15 protein-coding genes are annotated in these 13,847 nt (G+C 51.2%); 5 read left to right on the forward strand and 10 right to left on the reverse strand.

Annotated elements, in window-relative coordinates; translation table 11 throughout:
• Window positions 1–113 precede the first annotated feature (113 nt).
• Genes CAG64_RS03555 through CAG64_RS03565 form a run of 3 tightly spaced genes read left to right on the forward strand, consistent with a single transcriptional unit; the run spans window position 114 to window position 5,535 of the window.
• Window positions 114–746 (forward strand): DUF2760 domain-containing protein, encoded by a 633-nt coding sequence (locus tag CAG64_RS03555; protein ID WP_161457648.1) that lies wholly within the window; start codon window positions 114–116, stop codon window positions 744–746.
• Window positions 746–2,659 carry an Hsp70 family protein gene (locus tag CAG64_RS03560; RefSeq protein ID WP_161457647.1) on the forward strand — a complete coding sequence of 638 codons (1,914 nt, stop codon included), beginning with the start codon at window positions 746–748 and terminating at the stop codon, window positions 2,657–2,659. Before CAG64_RS03555 ends, CAG64_RS03560 begins: the two co-directional genes overlap by 1 nt.
• A 59-nt stretch (window positions 2,660–2,718) precedes the next feature.
• A complete protein-coding gene (locus CAG64_RS03565; protein ID WP_161457646.1) occupies window positions 2,719–5,535 on the forward strand; it encodes an Hsp70 family protein in 2,817 nt (938 codons plus the stop codon).
• 62 nt (window positions 5,536–5,597) lie between these two features.
• Here the strand turns inward: CAG64_RS03565 and CAG64_RS03570 are convergent, their stop codons facing one another.
• From CAG64_RS03570 to CAG64_RS23585, 4 genes are all read right to left on the reverse strand, one after another.
• A complete protein-coding gene (locus CAG64_RS03570) occupies window positions 5,598–6,026 on the reverse strand; it encodes a VOC family protein (protein ID WP_021703517.1) in 429 nt (142 codons plus the stop codon).
• A gap of 81 nt (window positions 6,027–6,107) precedes the next feature.
• Window positions 6,108–7,421, reverse strand: coding sequence for a mechanosensitive ion channel family protein (locus CAG64_RS03575; RefSeq protein ID WP_161457645.1), 1,314 nt, complete (start codon window positions 7,419–7,421; stop codon window positions 6,108–6,110).
• A gap of 44 nt (window positions 7,422–7,465) precedes the next feature.
• The gene (locus tag CAG64_RS23580; protein ID WP_021703519.1) at window positions 7,466–7,636 is read right to left on the reverse strand and encodes a hypothetical protein; all 171 of its coding nucleotides are present in this window, start codon (window positions 7,634–7,636) and stop codon (window positions 7,466–7,468) included.
• A gap of 137 nt (window positions 7,637–7,773) precedes the next feature.
• Window positions 7,774–7,944, reverse strand: coding sequence for a hypothetical protein (locus CAG64_RS23585; protein WP_021703520.1), 171 nt, complete (start codon window positions 7,942–7,944; stop codon window positions 7,774–7,776).
• Window positions 7,945–8,142: 198 nt separating this feature from the next.
• Here CAG64_RS23585 and CAG64_RS03580 point away from each other — a divergent pair, with 198 nt between their 5' ends.
• Both CAG64_RS03580 and CAG64_RS03585 read left to right on the forward strand, forming a co-directional pair.
• Window positions 8,143–8,517 carry a hypothetical protein gene (locus CAG64_RS03580; protein WP_021703521.1) on the forward strand — a complete coding sequence of 125 codons (375 nt, stop codon included), beginning with the start codon at window positions 8,143–8,145 and terminating at the stop codon, window positions 8,515–8,517.
• A gap of 72 nt (window positions 8,518–8,589) precedes the next feature.
• Window positions 8,590–9,189, forward strand: a complete 600-nt coding sequence (locus CAG64_RS03585) for a thiol:disulfide interchange protein DsbA/DsbL (protein ID WP_161457644.1) — start codon at window positions 8,590–8,592, stop codon at window positions 9,187–9,189.
• A gap of 43 nt (window positions 9,190–9,232) precedes the next feature.
• Here CAG64_RS03585 and CAG64_RS03590 read toward each other — a convergent pair whose 3' ends face one another.
• The 6 genes from CAG64_RS03590 to ureC all read right to left on the reverse strand — a co-directional run bounded on the left by CAG64_RS03590 (window position 9,233) and on the right by ureC (window position 13,827).
• Entirely contained in the window at window positions 9,233–9,499 is a 267-nt protein-coding gene (locus tag CAG64_RS03590) for a glutaredoxin family protein (protein ID WP_021703523.1), read from the reverse strand.
• Between the two features lie 146 nt (window positions 9,500–9,645).
• Window positions 9,646–10,269 carry an urease accessory protein UreG gene (ureG, locus tag CAG64_RS03595; protein ID WP_021703524.1) on the reverse strand — a complete coding sequence of 208 codons (624 nt, stop codon included), beginning with the start codon at window positions 10,267–10,269 and terminating at the stop codon, window positions 9,646–9,648.
• Between the two features lie 26 nt (window positions 10,270–10,295).
• Window positions 10,296–10,985 (reverse strand): urease accessory protein UreF, encoded by a 690-nt coding sequence (locus CAG64_RS03600; protein ID WP_161457643.1) that lies wholly within the window; start codon window positions 10,983–10,985, stop codon window positions 10,296–10,298.
• A 6-nt stretch (window positions 10,986–10,991) separates the two neighbouring features.
• A complete protein-coding gene (locus CAG64_RS03605; protein WP_021703526.1) occupies window positions 10,992–11,549 on the reverse strand; it encodes a HupE/UreJ family protein in 558 nt (185 codons plus the stop codon).
• Window positions 11,550–11,594: 45 nt separating this feature from the next.
• On the reverse strand, window positions 11,595–12,044 hold the full coding sequence (ureE, locus tag CAG64_RS03610; RefSeq protein WP_161452589.1) for an urease accessory protein UreE: 450 nt from the start codon (window positions 12,042–12,044) through the stop codon (window positions 11,595–11,597).
• A 79-nt stretch (window positions 12,045–12,123) separates the two neighbouring features.
• Window positions 12,124–13,827, reverse strand: coding sequence for an urease subunit alpha (gene ureC, locus CAG64_RS03615; protein WP_161457642.1), 1,704 nt, complete (start codon window positions 13,825–13,827; stop codon window positions 12,124–12,126).
• Between the last annotated feature and the right edge of the window lie 20 nt (window positions 13,828–13,847).

The following is a 13,847-nucleotide window of genomic DNA, read 5'->3' on the forward strand; positions in this document are numbered from 1 at the left end:
GCGGGTTGAATATGGTACTATTCGCCCCTATTTGACACTTAAGCATGGCGTAACGCCAAGGTGAGCAGTGAGCCGTCTCACCTGGAAATATTACAATTCAAAGAGAATTCATCATGAACTTCGATTTACAAATGGTCCCTCAAACTTTCGATATGCTTCACGCAGGTCTGGCGGCTTCCAGCTTGCTACTGCTGATCATTGCCGTTTCACGCAAATCTAAAATCATAGAAAAAGTCGTGGAAATGCCTGTCGAGAAAATTGTTGAGGTAGAAAAACCTGTCGAAAAGATTGTTGAAGTTGAAAAAGTCGTCGAAGTGGAAAAAGTCGTCGAAAAAGTTGTGGAAGTTGAATCGAAACTCGCTACAGCATCGACAGACTCGGCGATGCAGCTTCTTTCTATTATGCAGCAGGAAGCCCGTTTAATTGATTTCTTAAAAGAAGACCTGACTTCGTTCTCCGATGAAGACGTGGGGGCTGCAGCGCGCGTGATTCACTCTGGTGGACAGAAAGTTCTGGCCGAATATGTGTCGCTGGAAAATATCCGCAACGAAGATGAAGAAACTCGCATTACCGTTGAAGAAGGTTTCAACCCTCAGGAAGTACGCCTGACGGGCAACGTCACTGGCAGCGCTCCGTTCCACGGTACGCTGGTTCACAAAGGTTGGAAAGCGACAGCAATGACCCTGCCTAAACTGGCCGAAAATTACGATGCCTCTGTGATTGCCCCTGCCGAGGTAGAGCTGTAATGGAACAAACGCACCACAATACGCCACCAATGTTCAGTGTCGGTATTGACCTTGGCACCACGCACTGCGTGCTGTCCTACATGGATACCAGCCGTGAGGATGCGCATGTCGAAGTGATGGCAATTCCTCAGTTGACTTCTCCTGGTGCGGTGGAAAGCCGCGCTCAGTTGGGTTCATTCCTGTATCAGCCGCACGAACACGAGATGAATCCGTCTTCACGCGTGCTTCCCTGGTCTTCCGAACCCAAAGCGCTGGTGGGTGCGATTGCACGCAATCTGGGTGCCAAAACACCGATTCGCTTGATTGCCAGTGCCAAGTCCTGGTTGTGTCACGGCGGGGTGAATCGTCGTGACGCGTTTCTGCCGGCGGGTAGCCCGGAAGAGGTTGAAAAAGTGTCGCCTTTGCGCGCGACCGAGTTGTATCTTGAGCACCTGAAAGAGGCCTGGGATCACGCGAACCCAAATCACCCACTGGCAGAACAAGACGTCACGATTACCGTACCGGCATCATTCGATCCAGCTGCGCGTGACCTGACGGCTGAAGCCGCACGTAATGTCGGTTTCAGCCACCTGACGTTGTTAGAAGAACCTCAGGCCGCGCTGTACAACTGGATTGACAACAGCAACGATAGCTGGCGCGACGAAGTCAGCGTTGGTGACATTGTGCTGGTTGTCGATATCGGTGGTGGTACCACCGACTTGTCATTGGTTGAAGTGACTGAAGATCAGGGTAACCTGACACTGAATCGTATTGCTGTCGGCGAACACATTCTGCTTGGCGGTGACAACATGGACCTGGCACTGGCCTACCGATTGAAAATGAAGCTGGCTAAGGAAGGCAAAGATCTGCAACCTTGGCAGGTGCAGGCCATGACCCATGCCTGCCGCGATGCCAAAGAAGCCTTGCTCAACGACAGCGAGCTGCAATCTGTGCCGATCGTAGTGCCGAGCCGCGGCTCTAAACTGCTTGGCGCGACCCTCAAAACAGAGCTGACACAGCAAGAGGTTCAACAGACTTTAGTCAATGGCTTCTTTCCAAAAGTGACGATCGCAGAACATCCGGTACAAAAATCGCGTGGCGCCCTGACTCAAATGGGCTTGCCTTACGCTCAGGATGCCGGCATTACCCGTCATATCGCCGCTTTCCTGTCTAAACAGGCTCACGCTCAGAGCGGGTCAGAGCCCGCGGCTCAAGATTTCAATCCGTTCGCAAATATGCCGGGCATGCCCGGCGGTGAATCTCAAACCAACGTTAAGTTCATTAAACCGACAGCAATCCTGTTTAATGGCGGGGTATTAAAATCTTCGCTGCTGGCAGAGCGTCTGGAAGAAACCATTAACGAATGGCTGATTGAAGCTGACGCGGAATACGCAAAACGCCTGACGGGTGTTGATCTGGATCTAGCTGTCGCCAGCGGTGCTGCCTACTACGGCTCAGTCCGTCGTGGACAAGGCGTACGTATCCGCGGTGGTATTGCCTCGGCTTACTATGTTGGTATCGAAAGCGCGATGCCTGCTATTCCTGGCATGGCACCTCCAATGGAAGCCCTTTGTGTGGCACCATTTGGTATGGAAGAAGGTTCAAGCGCAACCGTACCAAGCCAAGAGTTCGGCCTGGTGATTGGCGAACCGGTTCACTTTCAGTTTTTCGGCTCCACAGTACGTCGCGACGACCCTGCGGGTACACACCTTGATCACTGGGCACCAGAAGAATTGGAAGAATTACCAGAAATTCAGGTGACATTGCCCGTCTCCGAAGGCCGTAAACAAGGCGAAGTTGTCCCTGTAACTCTGGCTTCACGGGTAACCGAGCTGGGCACATTGCAACTGGAAGCCATCGCCGCAGACAATGGCCAGAAATGGCACGTTGAATTTGACGTTCGCGAAGACGCCAAAGGCAGCGAACACGCATAATGAATGACAAACGGCATCCCCACGGATGCCGTTTTCAGATTAACGAAAGGTTTTGTTATATGGCATCGCCTCGTTTTCTTGTCGGAATCGACTTGGGTACGACCAACACTGTGGTCGCCTTTTGTGAAATCACCGACAACTTGGAGCAATCCGCCGTCTCATTGTTCGATATCGACCAACTGATCGGTCCCGGAGAGGTGGTTCGTAAACCCCTGCTCCCCTCTTTCCGCTACCATCCGGCCAGTGAACAAATCGCGCCCTCTGATCTGACGCTCCCATGGAATCACCAACCGGTTAAAGGGGACATCCAACATGTTATCGTTGGAGAGTGGGCGCGTGAGCTGGGCGCAAAAGTAGAAGGCAGACAGGTCTCCAGCGCAAAAAGCTGGCTTTCGCATCAGGCGGTCGACCGCACATCCGAGATTCTGCCCTGGGCAGGTGCAGCGGACGTAGACAAAGTCTCCCCTGTCATCGCCAGTGCCAGCTATCTGAATCATATCCGTCAGTCTTGGAACTACCGCCATCCGGGAAATCCTCTGGAAGATCAGGAGGTGGTAGTCACCGTTCCAGCCTCATTCGATGAAACGGCGCGCAAACTGACATTACAGGCCGCCGAGCTGGCCGGGCTGACCAACATCGTACTGCTGGAAGAACCGCAGGCTGTTTGTTACGACTGGTATGCCCGCCACAGAGACACCGCAGCAGAAGAACTTCAGCAACTGCCACTGATTCTGGTATGCGATGTCGGTGGGGGTACGACTGATCTTAGTCTGATTGAAGCCAAATTCCATCAAGGAGAACTGGCGCTGGATCGTATTGGTGTGGGCGAACATCTGATGCTCGGTGGTGATAACCTCGACCTTGCACTGGCACATCTGGCAGAACAACGCTTCAACCAAAGCAAAAAACTGAATGCTGCCAGCCTGACCAAGCTGATTCAGCAAACCCGCAAAGCCAAAGAGAATCTGCTGTCGGCAAACGCCCCTGACGATGTACGCATCACCATGCTGGGCAGTGGTTCAAAATTGCTGGGCGGAACCAAAAGTGTCAGCTTATCTAAACAAGAAGTGCACCAGATCGCATTGGACGGCTTTTTCCCACTGTCTGAGTTTAACGAGACACCAGACAAGCGACGCAGCGCGGTAGTCGAGTTCGGTCTGCCGTATGTGGCCGACCCGGCAGTCAGCAAACACGTTGCAGAGTTCTTAACCCAGCACCAGCAAGTCTCGCACGCTGCGTTGCAAAGTCTGAACGACTATGATCCCCAGCAGCCAGCCGTCCCGGTCGGTATACTATTAAACGGTGGGGTATTTAACAGTGACCTGGTCACCCAGCGTATTACTCAGTTGCTCAGTCACTGGCGTGGGGCTGAGGTTACCGTCCTCAATAACCCGCATCCTGACTGGTCTGTGGCGCTTGGGGCGGTTGCATTTGGCAAAGCGCGTCGTGGTGCACAGCTAAAAATCGGTGGCGGCGCCGCTCGTTCTTATTTCCTGCACTTACAGGAAAAAAATAAGATGGGTAAAGCCTTATGTCTGCTGGCCAAAGGCACCGACGAAGGTCATGAAATCCGTCTGAGCGGCCGCCGTTTCTCATTGACACTGGGAGAGCCGGTTCGCTTTAACTTACTGACCTCAACACACGATACACTGACTCACAACACAGCGATTCAAAACGGTGTGATGGTGGACGTTGACCCGGATTTATTTGCTCCTCTTCCCCCCTACATTGCGACGCTGGAAAGCGACGGTGCAGAGCTGAAAGCCAACCAGAAAGAGCGTGTCGAAGTGCAACTGGCCTGTCAGTTGACGGAGGTTGGTACGCTGAAAATGGAATGCGTCAGCACCGACGATGACACCAAGCGCTGGGCGCTGGAATTTGAAGTTCGCAACCAGAAGGCAGAAGAAGCAGAAAGTTCGCAACGCCACCCGCGTCTTGAGGAATGCCTTGCGCTCATCAATCGCATATACAGTGGCAATAAAAAGAGCGCGGACGCAAAAGAAATTAAGACCCTGACCAAGGATCTGGAAAAGCGTCTCGGCAAACGGGATGAGTGGGATTTCATTACACTTCGCCAGCTATTTGATGCATTCAGCCTGGGCAGAAAGCGCCGCCGACGTTCGGAGCCACACGAAAAAAACTGGTTGCGTCTGGCGGGCTTTGCACTTCGTCCCGGTTTTGGCGACCCGACCGACTCCTGGCGTATTGAACAGGTTTGGAGCCTGTACCCACAAGGCATTCAGTTCAAAAACCATCAAGGTTGGACAGATTGGTGGGTATTCTGGCGACGCATCGCTGGTGGCCTGAGCCAAGAGCAGCAGGAAACCATTCTGGCTGATATTGCCAAGTATCTGCACCCTGGCGCGATGAAAAATCCTCAGTCAGCTAAAGCTGCCCAGGACATGGGGTATGAAGCGATGGTTCGTCTCGCCGCCTCTCTTGAGCACCTTGACGTCGAAGATAAAGTGCTCCTGTCCAGTTGGTTCTTGAGTAAAGCGATGAACCATACCCAGTTCGAGCAGGCGCATTGGTGGGCCTTAGGCCGTCTGGCCTCACGAACACCGCTGTATGGCAGCCAACATAGTGTGATTCCTCGAGAGCAGGCAGAGCAATGGCTGCCGAAAATGCTCGAGAAAAATTGGCAGAAAGAGCCAATGATCGGATTCGCCGCGGTGATGATTTGTCGCAAGACCGGCGACCGCCTGTTTGATATTTCAGACGATTTCCGAACTCAGGTCCTGACTAAACTGAAGCAGAGTAAAGTCCCAGAGTCTTGGGTGGCGCTGGTCGAAGAGGTCAAAGAATTGTCAGAAAATGAATCCAAGCGGGTGTTTGGTGATGCTCTTCCAAGTGGCCTCACGCTGGTTCATCAATAACAACTCGCCCTGTCAGGCGGGCATATCTCCGCATATCCGCTACCGGATATGTGGATGATGCATTAATCGGTGGCAAATAACTGATTGATGTCCTTAAACGCTTTAAACTCCAGAGCGTTACCACATGGGTCAAACAAAAACATGGTCGCCTGCTCACCAACCTGTCCTTCAAAACGGATATACGGTTCAATCACAAATGCTGTCTTGAATGTGCGCAGTCGCTCTGCCAAGTCGTGCCATTGTTGCCACGCCAGCACCACACCGAAATGCGGCACCGGTACGGCATGACCATCAACTGGGTTGGTGTGTGCCTGCTCCTGACTGTGCGTTTTCGGATGTTGATGGATAACCAACTGGTGGCCGAAAAAATCAAAATCAACCCACTGTTGACTTGACCTGCCTTCGATTAAACCAAATACGTTTCGATAAAATTCTCGAGCCATCGGCAAGTCATAAACCGGAATCGCCAGATGAAACGGTTGTAATGCCATTCACTCCTCCTTGTATGGTAATTCGCCTACCTGAACGAACGCATGCATCGGCACCGGTTTCAACACAAGTAGGGTTTGTGGTCACAACAAATCGTTGCTGCGTGATGCTTCGTTTGGGTTGAGTATTTTCACTTCCCGCTGCGGGAACGGAATTTCGATATTATTCTGCTGCAGTGTCTCCAGAATAATTAACATCAGATCGCCTCCGACCCGGTTGCGTCCATCGTCAATCCCTTCAATCCAGAACTCAACAAACATGTTGATCCCGGAGTCACCGAAACTGTCAATTTCGCAATCGGGGAGCTCCTCTAATGGCACATCGGGACCAGCCAATACTTTAGGATGCTGCGCTACCGCTTCTTTCACCAACGTCACCATATTGCGCACGTCCGTCTTGTACGCCACCGAAAAATCGACCCGGTACCGTTGTTTGATGTTTTTATGCGTCCAGTTCACAAACGAACTGTTAATAAACTTCTCGTTGGGTACGACGATGTCTTTGCCATCGTAGGTTTCGAGCGTTGTTGAACGCATGTTCAGTTCGGTGACCGTACCGGTGCGTCCGTCTTCCATTTCAATGTAGTCGCCCACTGAAATCGAACGGTCAAATATAATGATCACCCCAGAGATGAAGTTCGATGCCACGGCCTGAAGCCCAAAACCCAGCCCGACCCCCAAGGCCCCACCGAATACTGCCAGCGTCGTTAAGTTGATGCCCATCAATTGCAGAATCAGCATCACAACGACAAAAAACAACATAATTTCAAACAGTTTTGCAACGATCTCCCGTGTTCTGAAATCCAGTGACTTCTGTTTGCGAATGATGGTTTGTCCGGTTGAATTGGAAACCCGGCCAAGCCAGAACAGTAAAGAACCAAAAATCAACGTTCGCACTAAACCGTAAGCCGACAACCGTATGTTACCCAGTTCAATCGACATCGATTCAAGAACACGTACAATGTCATCCAGAACTCCGGTGACATAAAACAGAATGATAGGTATCCCTATCCAGCGAAACACTTTCGCTACCAGCGCGTTGGTGATCAACAAATGAACAGAGGAGTGGTAAAGCAGTAACAACGCCAAAGCGAACGCGACTTGCATAACCCAGCTGTCTGCCATCAACACTGAACTGAACTCAATCGACATCCTGAGCAACAACAGCGCCAGTATCGGGAAAATCAGTTTGCCGCACCGGTGTGCAATCGAGCGTATCGGGAAGTTTGCATCGGTGGTCACCGCTTCGCGCAAAATAGGGACATATTTATGAATGCGGGAAGAGAGAAAATACGCCAGCAGATAGACGGCCAGAATCACGCCTATCTGGTTGTAGGTATCGACACTGCTGATGGCGTTAGTCACGTGCCGGGAAACATGCGAGATGTATTCTTCCATCTATCCACTCCGAAAATGACCGTAAGATCGCGATTGAACCCTGCTCAGCAGTTGCCTTTTTTCGCTTGCCCCGGTGGACAGAATTTTCCATGAGAATCTTTTGAATCCTTGGAGTTGACCTCTATCTCCATATCTTTGTATTCACCCTCCACACGGGTGAGTTGACAGGCAGACAGCACAAACATGCCCAACAATACGACTATCAGTGATTTCATCAGCTTACCTTCAGTAGATGGGTTTCTATTTAGTGTAGCTAAGATCCTGAAAGTGGGAGATTAAATTACGTTACTTACCAATAGCAAAAAGGCCGGAGCATTTGCACCGGCCTTTTCTTATCTCTAAACTTGCGTTGTTAGCAGTTGCCTTTTTTGGCTTGCCCTGGTGGGCAGAAGCTGCCTTTAGAACCGCCTGAGCCTTTTGAACTCATTTCAACTTCAACATCTTTAAACTCACCTTCCACGCGAGTCAACTGACAGCCAGAAAGCAATACCACGCTGGTTAACATGATGATCAACGATTTCATCGTTCCACCTTAATGTATTTATTATGTAATTGGATACCATGGTAATTCATCAACCCAATGAAACATGTCAGAAAACGGTCAGTGAAGGTCTGACTAAGGTAAAACCTCGTTCAACCTGTTGAATTTTGCAGCAAACAGCCAAAAATAGGTTCAATTTCATACCACTGACGAAAATATTCGGTATGATGAAAGCCTGTTTTGAACCTCGTTATTGCCATGCTGCCCATCGCACGTACTACTTGGACATTTTTGCTGGTTGCCTGCGCGCTGCTGTTTTCGGGCGTGATCATCAACGAGCATATCCAGTCCGGCACTTTTGCCGAAGACGAGCGTATTTGTCTGGCGGATATTCACCAGTTACTAGAAACGACCGATTATGGGATTAAACTCTCAGCGTCAGACATCAGTGCTTCTTCACATCACTGCTGTGGTTCAAGCCTGAGTAAATTACCCAATCACGTCTCAACGCTGCAGGTCACCTTTCCAAATTATTCTTTGGCTTTAATCCCCCGTGACCAGAACGTTAAAGCCATTGTGCGTGCCCAGACATTGTTCCGACCTCCAATCGTATAAATCCACGTTATTACCCGAGATCGCATACGATGCGATGACAAACTCATATTTAAACAACTTCTAGGATTTACGATGAAAAAACTGATCACACTCTTTTCTGCGCTGCTACTCAGCGTATCCGCTTTTGCCGCACAATATGAAGAAGGCAAAAACTACACGGTGCTGAATACCGAGAAATCGGCCACACCAACCGTCACTGAGTATTTTTCGTTTTACTGCCCACACTGCTACCAATTCGAAAATATCGTCAAAAACTTAAAACCGGCGCTGCCAGATGATGTCAGCTTTAAAAAGGTGCATGTGTCGTTTATGGGCGGGAACATGGCGATTCCAATGGCAAAATCTTACGCCACCATGGTGTCACTAGGGATTGAAGATCAGATGATTCCAGTGATGTTCCGTCAGATCCATGATCTACGCCAACCACCACGTGATGAAGCGCAGCTGCGCCAGTTGTTTACCGACAATGGTGTTGACAGTAAGAAGTTCGATGCCGCTTACAACGGCTTTGCCGTCGACTCAATGCAAAAACGCTTTGATAAGCAGTTCCAGAGTACCGCGTTAACGGGTGTTCCGGGTGTTGTGGTTAACAACAAGTACGTGGTAAAGACCGAAGGTATTCGTAGCTTCGAAGATTACAACAAACTGGTGAACTACCTACTCACCCTATAAAGCAAAAAAGGGCCCTGCATAGTCAGGGCCCTTTTTTCTGATGTCATTGGGGACGACCGTAAGTTTGTCGGAGGTACTGGATGATGTCCTCTGATTCATACATCCAAACGGTGCCATGTTCTTCATCGATTCGTAAGCAAGGCACCATCGCCTGCCCACCTTCCAGCTTGAGACGCTCCCATTCGACCGGTTGTTCTTCCATTTCAACCAAACGGATATCCAGCCCTAATGCATCAATCACTTCACGTACTTTTCGACAGTACGGACAGTGATTCCTGTGATACAGGCTTAAGTGATGGGTTGAAGTCATAGGTTGTGCTCCGAAAGCCGCGCCATAACGGCTCTGATCAATCACAGAGACTGTCTGCTCCACTCTCCAGCATATAAGATTATCTGTGCTTGCGCCGCTATTTCCCCAGAAAAATCTTGCTCAAGCGCGCCTCCTCCAGAGCTGCATCAGGCGTGAAACTCAAGCATCCCTTCGGTAAGAATAAAGTCGATGATGGTATCGAGCCCCTTACCGGCTTTCAGGTTAGTGAAAACAAACGGCTTATTTGGACGCATACGCAGCGTATCCTGTTCCATCACCTCAAGGGATGCGCCCACGTACGGCGCCAAATCGATCTTGTTGATGACCAGCAGATCCGAACGGGTAATACCTGGTCCGCCTTTGCGCGGTATTTTCTCCCCTTCCGCAACATCAATCACGTAGATGGTCAGGTCCGCTAGCTCCGGGCTGAAGGTTGCACTAAGGTTATCACCTCCACTCTCAACAAACACCACATCCAGATCTCGGTGACGCTTGGCCAATTCCTCGACGGCTGCCAGATTCATCGATGCGTCTTCCCGAATCGCGGTATGCGGACACCCTCCGGTTTCAACACCTATAATGCGATCCGGCTCCAGCGCCTCTGCCCGCGTCAGTATTTTAGCGTCTTCCTGAGTGTAAATGTCGTTTGTCACCACCGCGATATGCAGCCTGTCACGAATCGCTTTACACAACACTTCCAGCAATGCGGTTTTCCCAGAGCCAACCGGCCCACCAATACCAATACGGAGTGGCTGTTTATAGCTTTCCATTGTTCTCTTCCTTGTGATCTTGTGGCTTATGAACGAAATAAGCGCGTATATTGTGTTTCGTGCAAACTACTGGCAATCGACACCGAAGGGGTAAAACTGCCGATCATCCAGTCTTCTGTGGCTGCCGCCTGCTCCAATGCCGATGTAAATAAATCACTTAAATGCATCAACGCTTTCTGTCCATCGGTCTGCCCCAGTGGCACTAACTTAACGCCCGCCATGGCCAGATTCTCTGCCCAGCTCCACAGATAGCCCTGTTTCAATGCCGACGCCGGAATTCCCCATTCGATACCAGCGACACACAATCCGAGTAATTGATTGCTCTCCATCGCCCGCTTTGAGTAGCGCTCAACTCCAATGCCTAACTGTCTGAGTAGGGTGATTAACGCGTGGCCTCGCTGCCGCTCTTCCGCCCGAAGCTCTTTGGTCTCCCGGCTGCTGTAGATCAGCGCACTATAATATTCGAGGCTCGCTTCATCCTGCGCTTGAATCGCGGCGTAAAAACGATCAATTAAAGGCAACTCAAGTGTGGCAACACTGTTAAACAACATGTTCGCCAGCCAATCCTGCATTGAGACTCTGTCACTAACCCAGCCCGCTTCAACCGCCCATTCCAAACCTTGTGAGTAGGTAAAACCACCAATCGGCAACGAAGGGCTGATCAGTTGAAACAAGCGGTAGACGGCGACAGGGTTGTGCCTCTCATCGAGATACATCAGTGGTTACACCACGACCAGCGCACTGACTGAAACAACACCCAGAGACAACCATGGGCTGCGAAAGGCTCGACCAAACTGAATACCAAGTACCATCAGAGCGCACGCGCTGAGCAGCATTCCCAGCCCAAAGTGACTAACCGCTCCTTGCGCTTCCACACCGTGCGCATAACCGTGGAAAAAGATCAGTCCGACACACAAACTGACCGCAAGACGTAAGGTGTTTTGCGATGCTGAAAACGCTTGCCAGATAGCACCACTGACCACAAACAGGGATGCCGCGATGGCAAGTTCAACGCCAGAGATAAAACCAAACCATTTGCCTGCCAACAAACCCGAGGCCATTGACAATAACGCTGCACCGATGAGCAATACCTGACGTTTGACGCTCACATTCAGACACGCCACCAAAATGCCGAACGCAATCAACATGATCAAATGGTCAAAGCCGGTCACCGGGTGAGTGAGCCCACTGGAAAATGAGGCCGTTTCATGCCCAGGATGCGCCCATGCGGGGGTTGTGGACAGTAACAAAGTTCCGAGAGCCAAGCTGAATTTTTTCATACGAATATCCTTTTCCGTTTCGTGTAATTATTGAGGGAAGTACCATCAGTGATGGTGGTGCCCGCCTGAGCGACCACCGTACGCGCCATTTTCCGGCTCAAACGGGGCCATTTCTGTGGTGACTTTCGCGCCCAGCCCCGTGACCATATCGTCCAACACATGGTCATGCTGATAGCGCACCCAACCAAACTCGATCTGCAACGGCACATGGCGGTTCCCCAGGTGGTAAGCAACCCGCGTCAGCAGATGCAAGTCATTGCAGTACACCGTCGAGACCTGCTCGGGTGCAGCCTTGATTTCCACCACGACCCCACAAGGGCTTTTTAACTGTTGCCCGCCGCGCAGTATGTGCCCCCGGGGGAGAAACAGCCCGGCATCACGGCCATCATCCAGGACTACTTTCAGACGGCTTTTGATCCTGCCGTCGATAGGCAGGCTGAGAAAAGTGTGTGGCTTTAACGTAATGTCCATGCTGATTTCATTGAGTTCTATCATGATTGTTCCTTGCTCCGACGCTGACAGAGCATCGCCACCGACACAGATGGCGAGCGTGTTCACGTTGTTTTGATGAGGGTTAGAATAAAAAGTAACGCTGGGCCATCGGCAGAACATCGGCTGGTTCACAAATCAGCAGCTCACCATCGGCTCTAACCTGATACGTCTGTGAGTCCACCTCTATGTTCGGCTGCCAGTCATTGAGTTTCATGTCGGCCTTGCTGATATCACGGCAATGACGAACTACGCCAATCTGGCTGTTCAGTTCGAGCTGCTGTGCTATCCCCGCTTGCTGAGCGGCCTGAGAGACAAATAGCATTGAAGTGTTACACGCAGCCTTACCATAGCTACCGAACATCGAACGATAGTGCACTGGCTGAGGCGTCGGGATCGAAGCATTCGGGTCTCCCATTGGTGCCATCGCTATCATGCCTCCTTTGAGGATCACACTTGGCTTCACACCAAAGAAGGCCGGTTTCCAAAGTACCAGATCCGCCAGTTTTCCGACTTCCACCGACCCGATTTCATGGGCCATGCCGTGAGTGATCGCAGGATTAATGGTGTATTTGGCAACGTAACGTTTCAGGCGAAAGTTATCACTGTAGCTGGAGTCTTCTTTAAGGCTACCACGTTGTACTTTCATCTTGTGCGCGGTTTGCCAGGTGCGGGTGATCACTTCTCCGACGCGTCCCATGGCCTGAGAATCCGAGGCAATCATCGAGAACGCGCCGAGATCATGCAAAATATCCTCCGCAGCGATGGTTTCCCGGCGAATGCGTGACTCGGCAAAAGCCACATCTTCCGCAATCGATGGCGAAAGGTGATGACACACCATCAACATGTCCAGATGTTCGTCCACGGTATTGATGGTGTAAGGCCGGGTCGGATTGGTGGAAGACGGCAAAACATTAGCGACACCCGCGGCTTTGATGATGTCCGGTGCGTGTCCTCCACCGGCGCCTTCCGTGTGATAGGTATGGATCACCCGGTCACCAATGGCGCCAAGGGTTGATTCCACAAACCCTGATTCATTGAGCGTATCGGTGTGAATTGCGACCTGGACGTCCATCTCATCGGCCACCGTTAAACAAGTATCAATCGAAGCGGGTGTGGTTCCCCAGTCTTCGTGAAGCTTGAGGCCGACCGCACCTGCGGCGACTTGCTCACGCAGTGCCTCCGACCGACTGGCGTTCCCTTTGCCAAGCAGACCAAAATTCATCGGGAAACCGTCCAGCGCTTCCAACATACGGTGCATATTCCAAGGCCCTGGTGTACAAGTGGTGGCGTTCGTTCCCGTATTGGGCCCGGTACCGCCGCCAATCATGGTCGTCACACCTGACGCCAGTGCTTCTTCAATTTGCTGAGGACAAATGAAATGAATATGTGAATCAATACCACCAGCTGTCAGTATCGCGCCTTCCCCCGCCAAGATCTCTGTGCCGGGACCGATAACAATGGTCACGCCCGGTTGAATATCCGGATTGCCAGCCTTACCTATCGCCTGAATTCGACCCTGCTTTATCGCCACATCCGCTTTCACGATTCCCCAATAGTCGAGGATCACAGCGTTAGTGATCACCAGATCCGGCGTGTCTGCGCTCGTGCGCTGGCTCTGTCCCATGCCATCGCGAATGACCTTACCACCACCAAATTTGACTTCATCGCCATACACAGTGAAGTCCCTTTCTACTTCCAGCCATAACTCCGTATCCGCGAGTCGCAAACGGTCTCCCACGGTCGGACCGAACATTTCGGCGTATGCCTGTCTGGAAATCCTAGCCATTTTCTGTCCTTGTGATTATT

Source organism: Vibrio sp. V38_P2S17PM301 (genome assembly GCF_009904845.1).
GTDB lineage: Bacteria > Pseudomonadota > Gammaproteobacteria > Enterobacterales > Vibrionaceae > Vibrio > Vibrio proteolyticus.

Bases quoted from the DNA above. Each gene is read 5' to 3' on its own strand.
- CAG64_RS03555 (WP_161457648.1), top strand. From the start codon at position 114: ATGAACTTCGATTTACAAATGGTCCCTCAAACTTTCGATATGCTTCAC.
- CAG64_RS03560 (WP_161457647.1), top strand. From the start codon at position 746: ATGGAACAAACGCACCACAATACGCCACCAATGTTCAGTGTCGGTATT.
- CAG64_RS03565 (WP_161457646.1), top strand. From the start codon at position 2,719: ATGGCATCGCCTCGTTTTCTTGTCGGAATCGACTTGGGTACGACCAAC.
- CAG64_RS03570 (WP_021703517.1), bottom strand. From the start codon at position 6,026: ATGGCATTACAACCGTTTCATCTGGCGATTCCGGTTTATGACTTGCCG.
- CAG64_RS03575 (WP_161457645.1), bottom strand. From the start codon at position 7,421: ATGGAAGAATACATCTCGCATGTTTCCCGGCACGTGACTAACGCCATC.
- CAG64_RS23580 (WP_021703519.1), bottom strand. From the start codon at position 7,636: ATGAAATCACTGATAGTCGTATTGTTGGGCATGTTTGTGCTGTCTGCC.
- CAG64_RS23585 (WP_021703520.1), bottom strand. From the start codon at position 7,944: ATGAAATCGTTGATCATCATGTTAACCAGCGTGGTATTGCTTTCTGGC.
- CAG64_RS03585 (WP_161457644.1), top strand. From the start codon at position 8,590: ATGAAAAAACTGATCACACTCTTTTCTGCGCTGCTACTCAGCGTATCC.
- CAG64_RS03590 (WP_021703523.1), bottom strand. From the start codon at position 9,499: ATGACTTCAACCCATCACTTAAGCCTGTATCACAGGAATCACTGTCCG.
- ureG (WP_021703524.1), bottom strand. From the start codon at position 10,269: ATGGAAAGCTATAAACAGCCACTCCGTATTGGTATTGGTGGGCCGGTT.
- CAG64_RS03600 (WP_161457643.1), bottom strand. From the start codon at position 10,985: ATGTATCTCGATGAGAGGCACAACCCTGTCGCCGTCTACCGCTTGTTT.
- CAG64_RS03605 (WP_021703526.1), bottom strand. From the start codon at position 11,549: ATGAAAAAATTCAGCTTGGCTCTCGGAACTTTGTTACTGTCCACAACC.
- ureE (WP_161452589.1), bottom strand. From the start codon at position 12,044: ATGATAGAACTCAATGAAATCAGCATGGACATTACGTTAAAGCCACAC.
- ureC (WP_161457642.1), bottom strand. From the start codon at position 13,827: ATGGCTAGGATTTCCAGACAGGCATACGCCGAAATGTTCGGTCCGACC.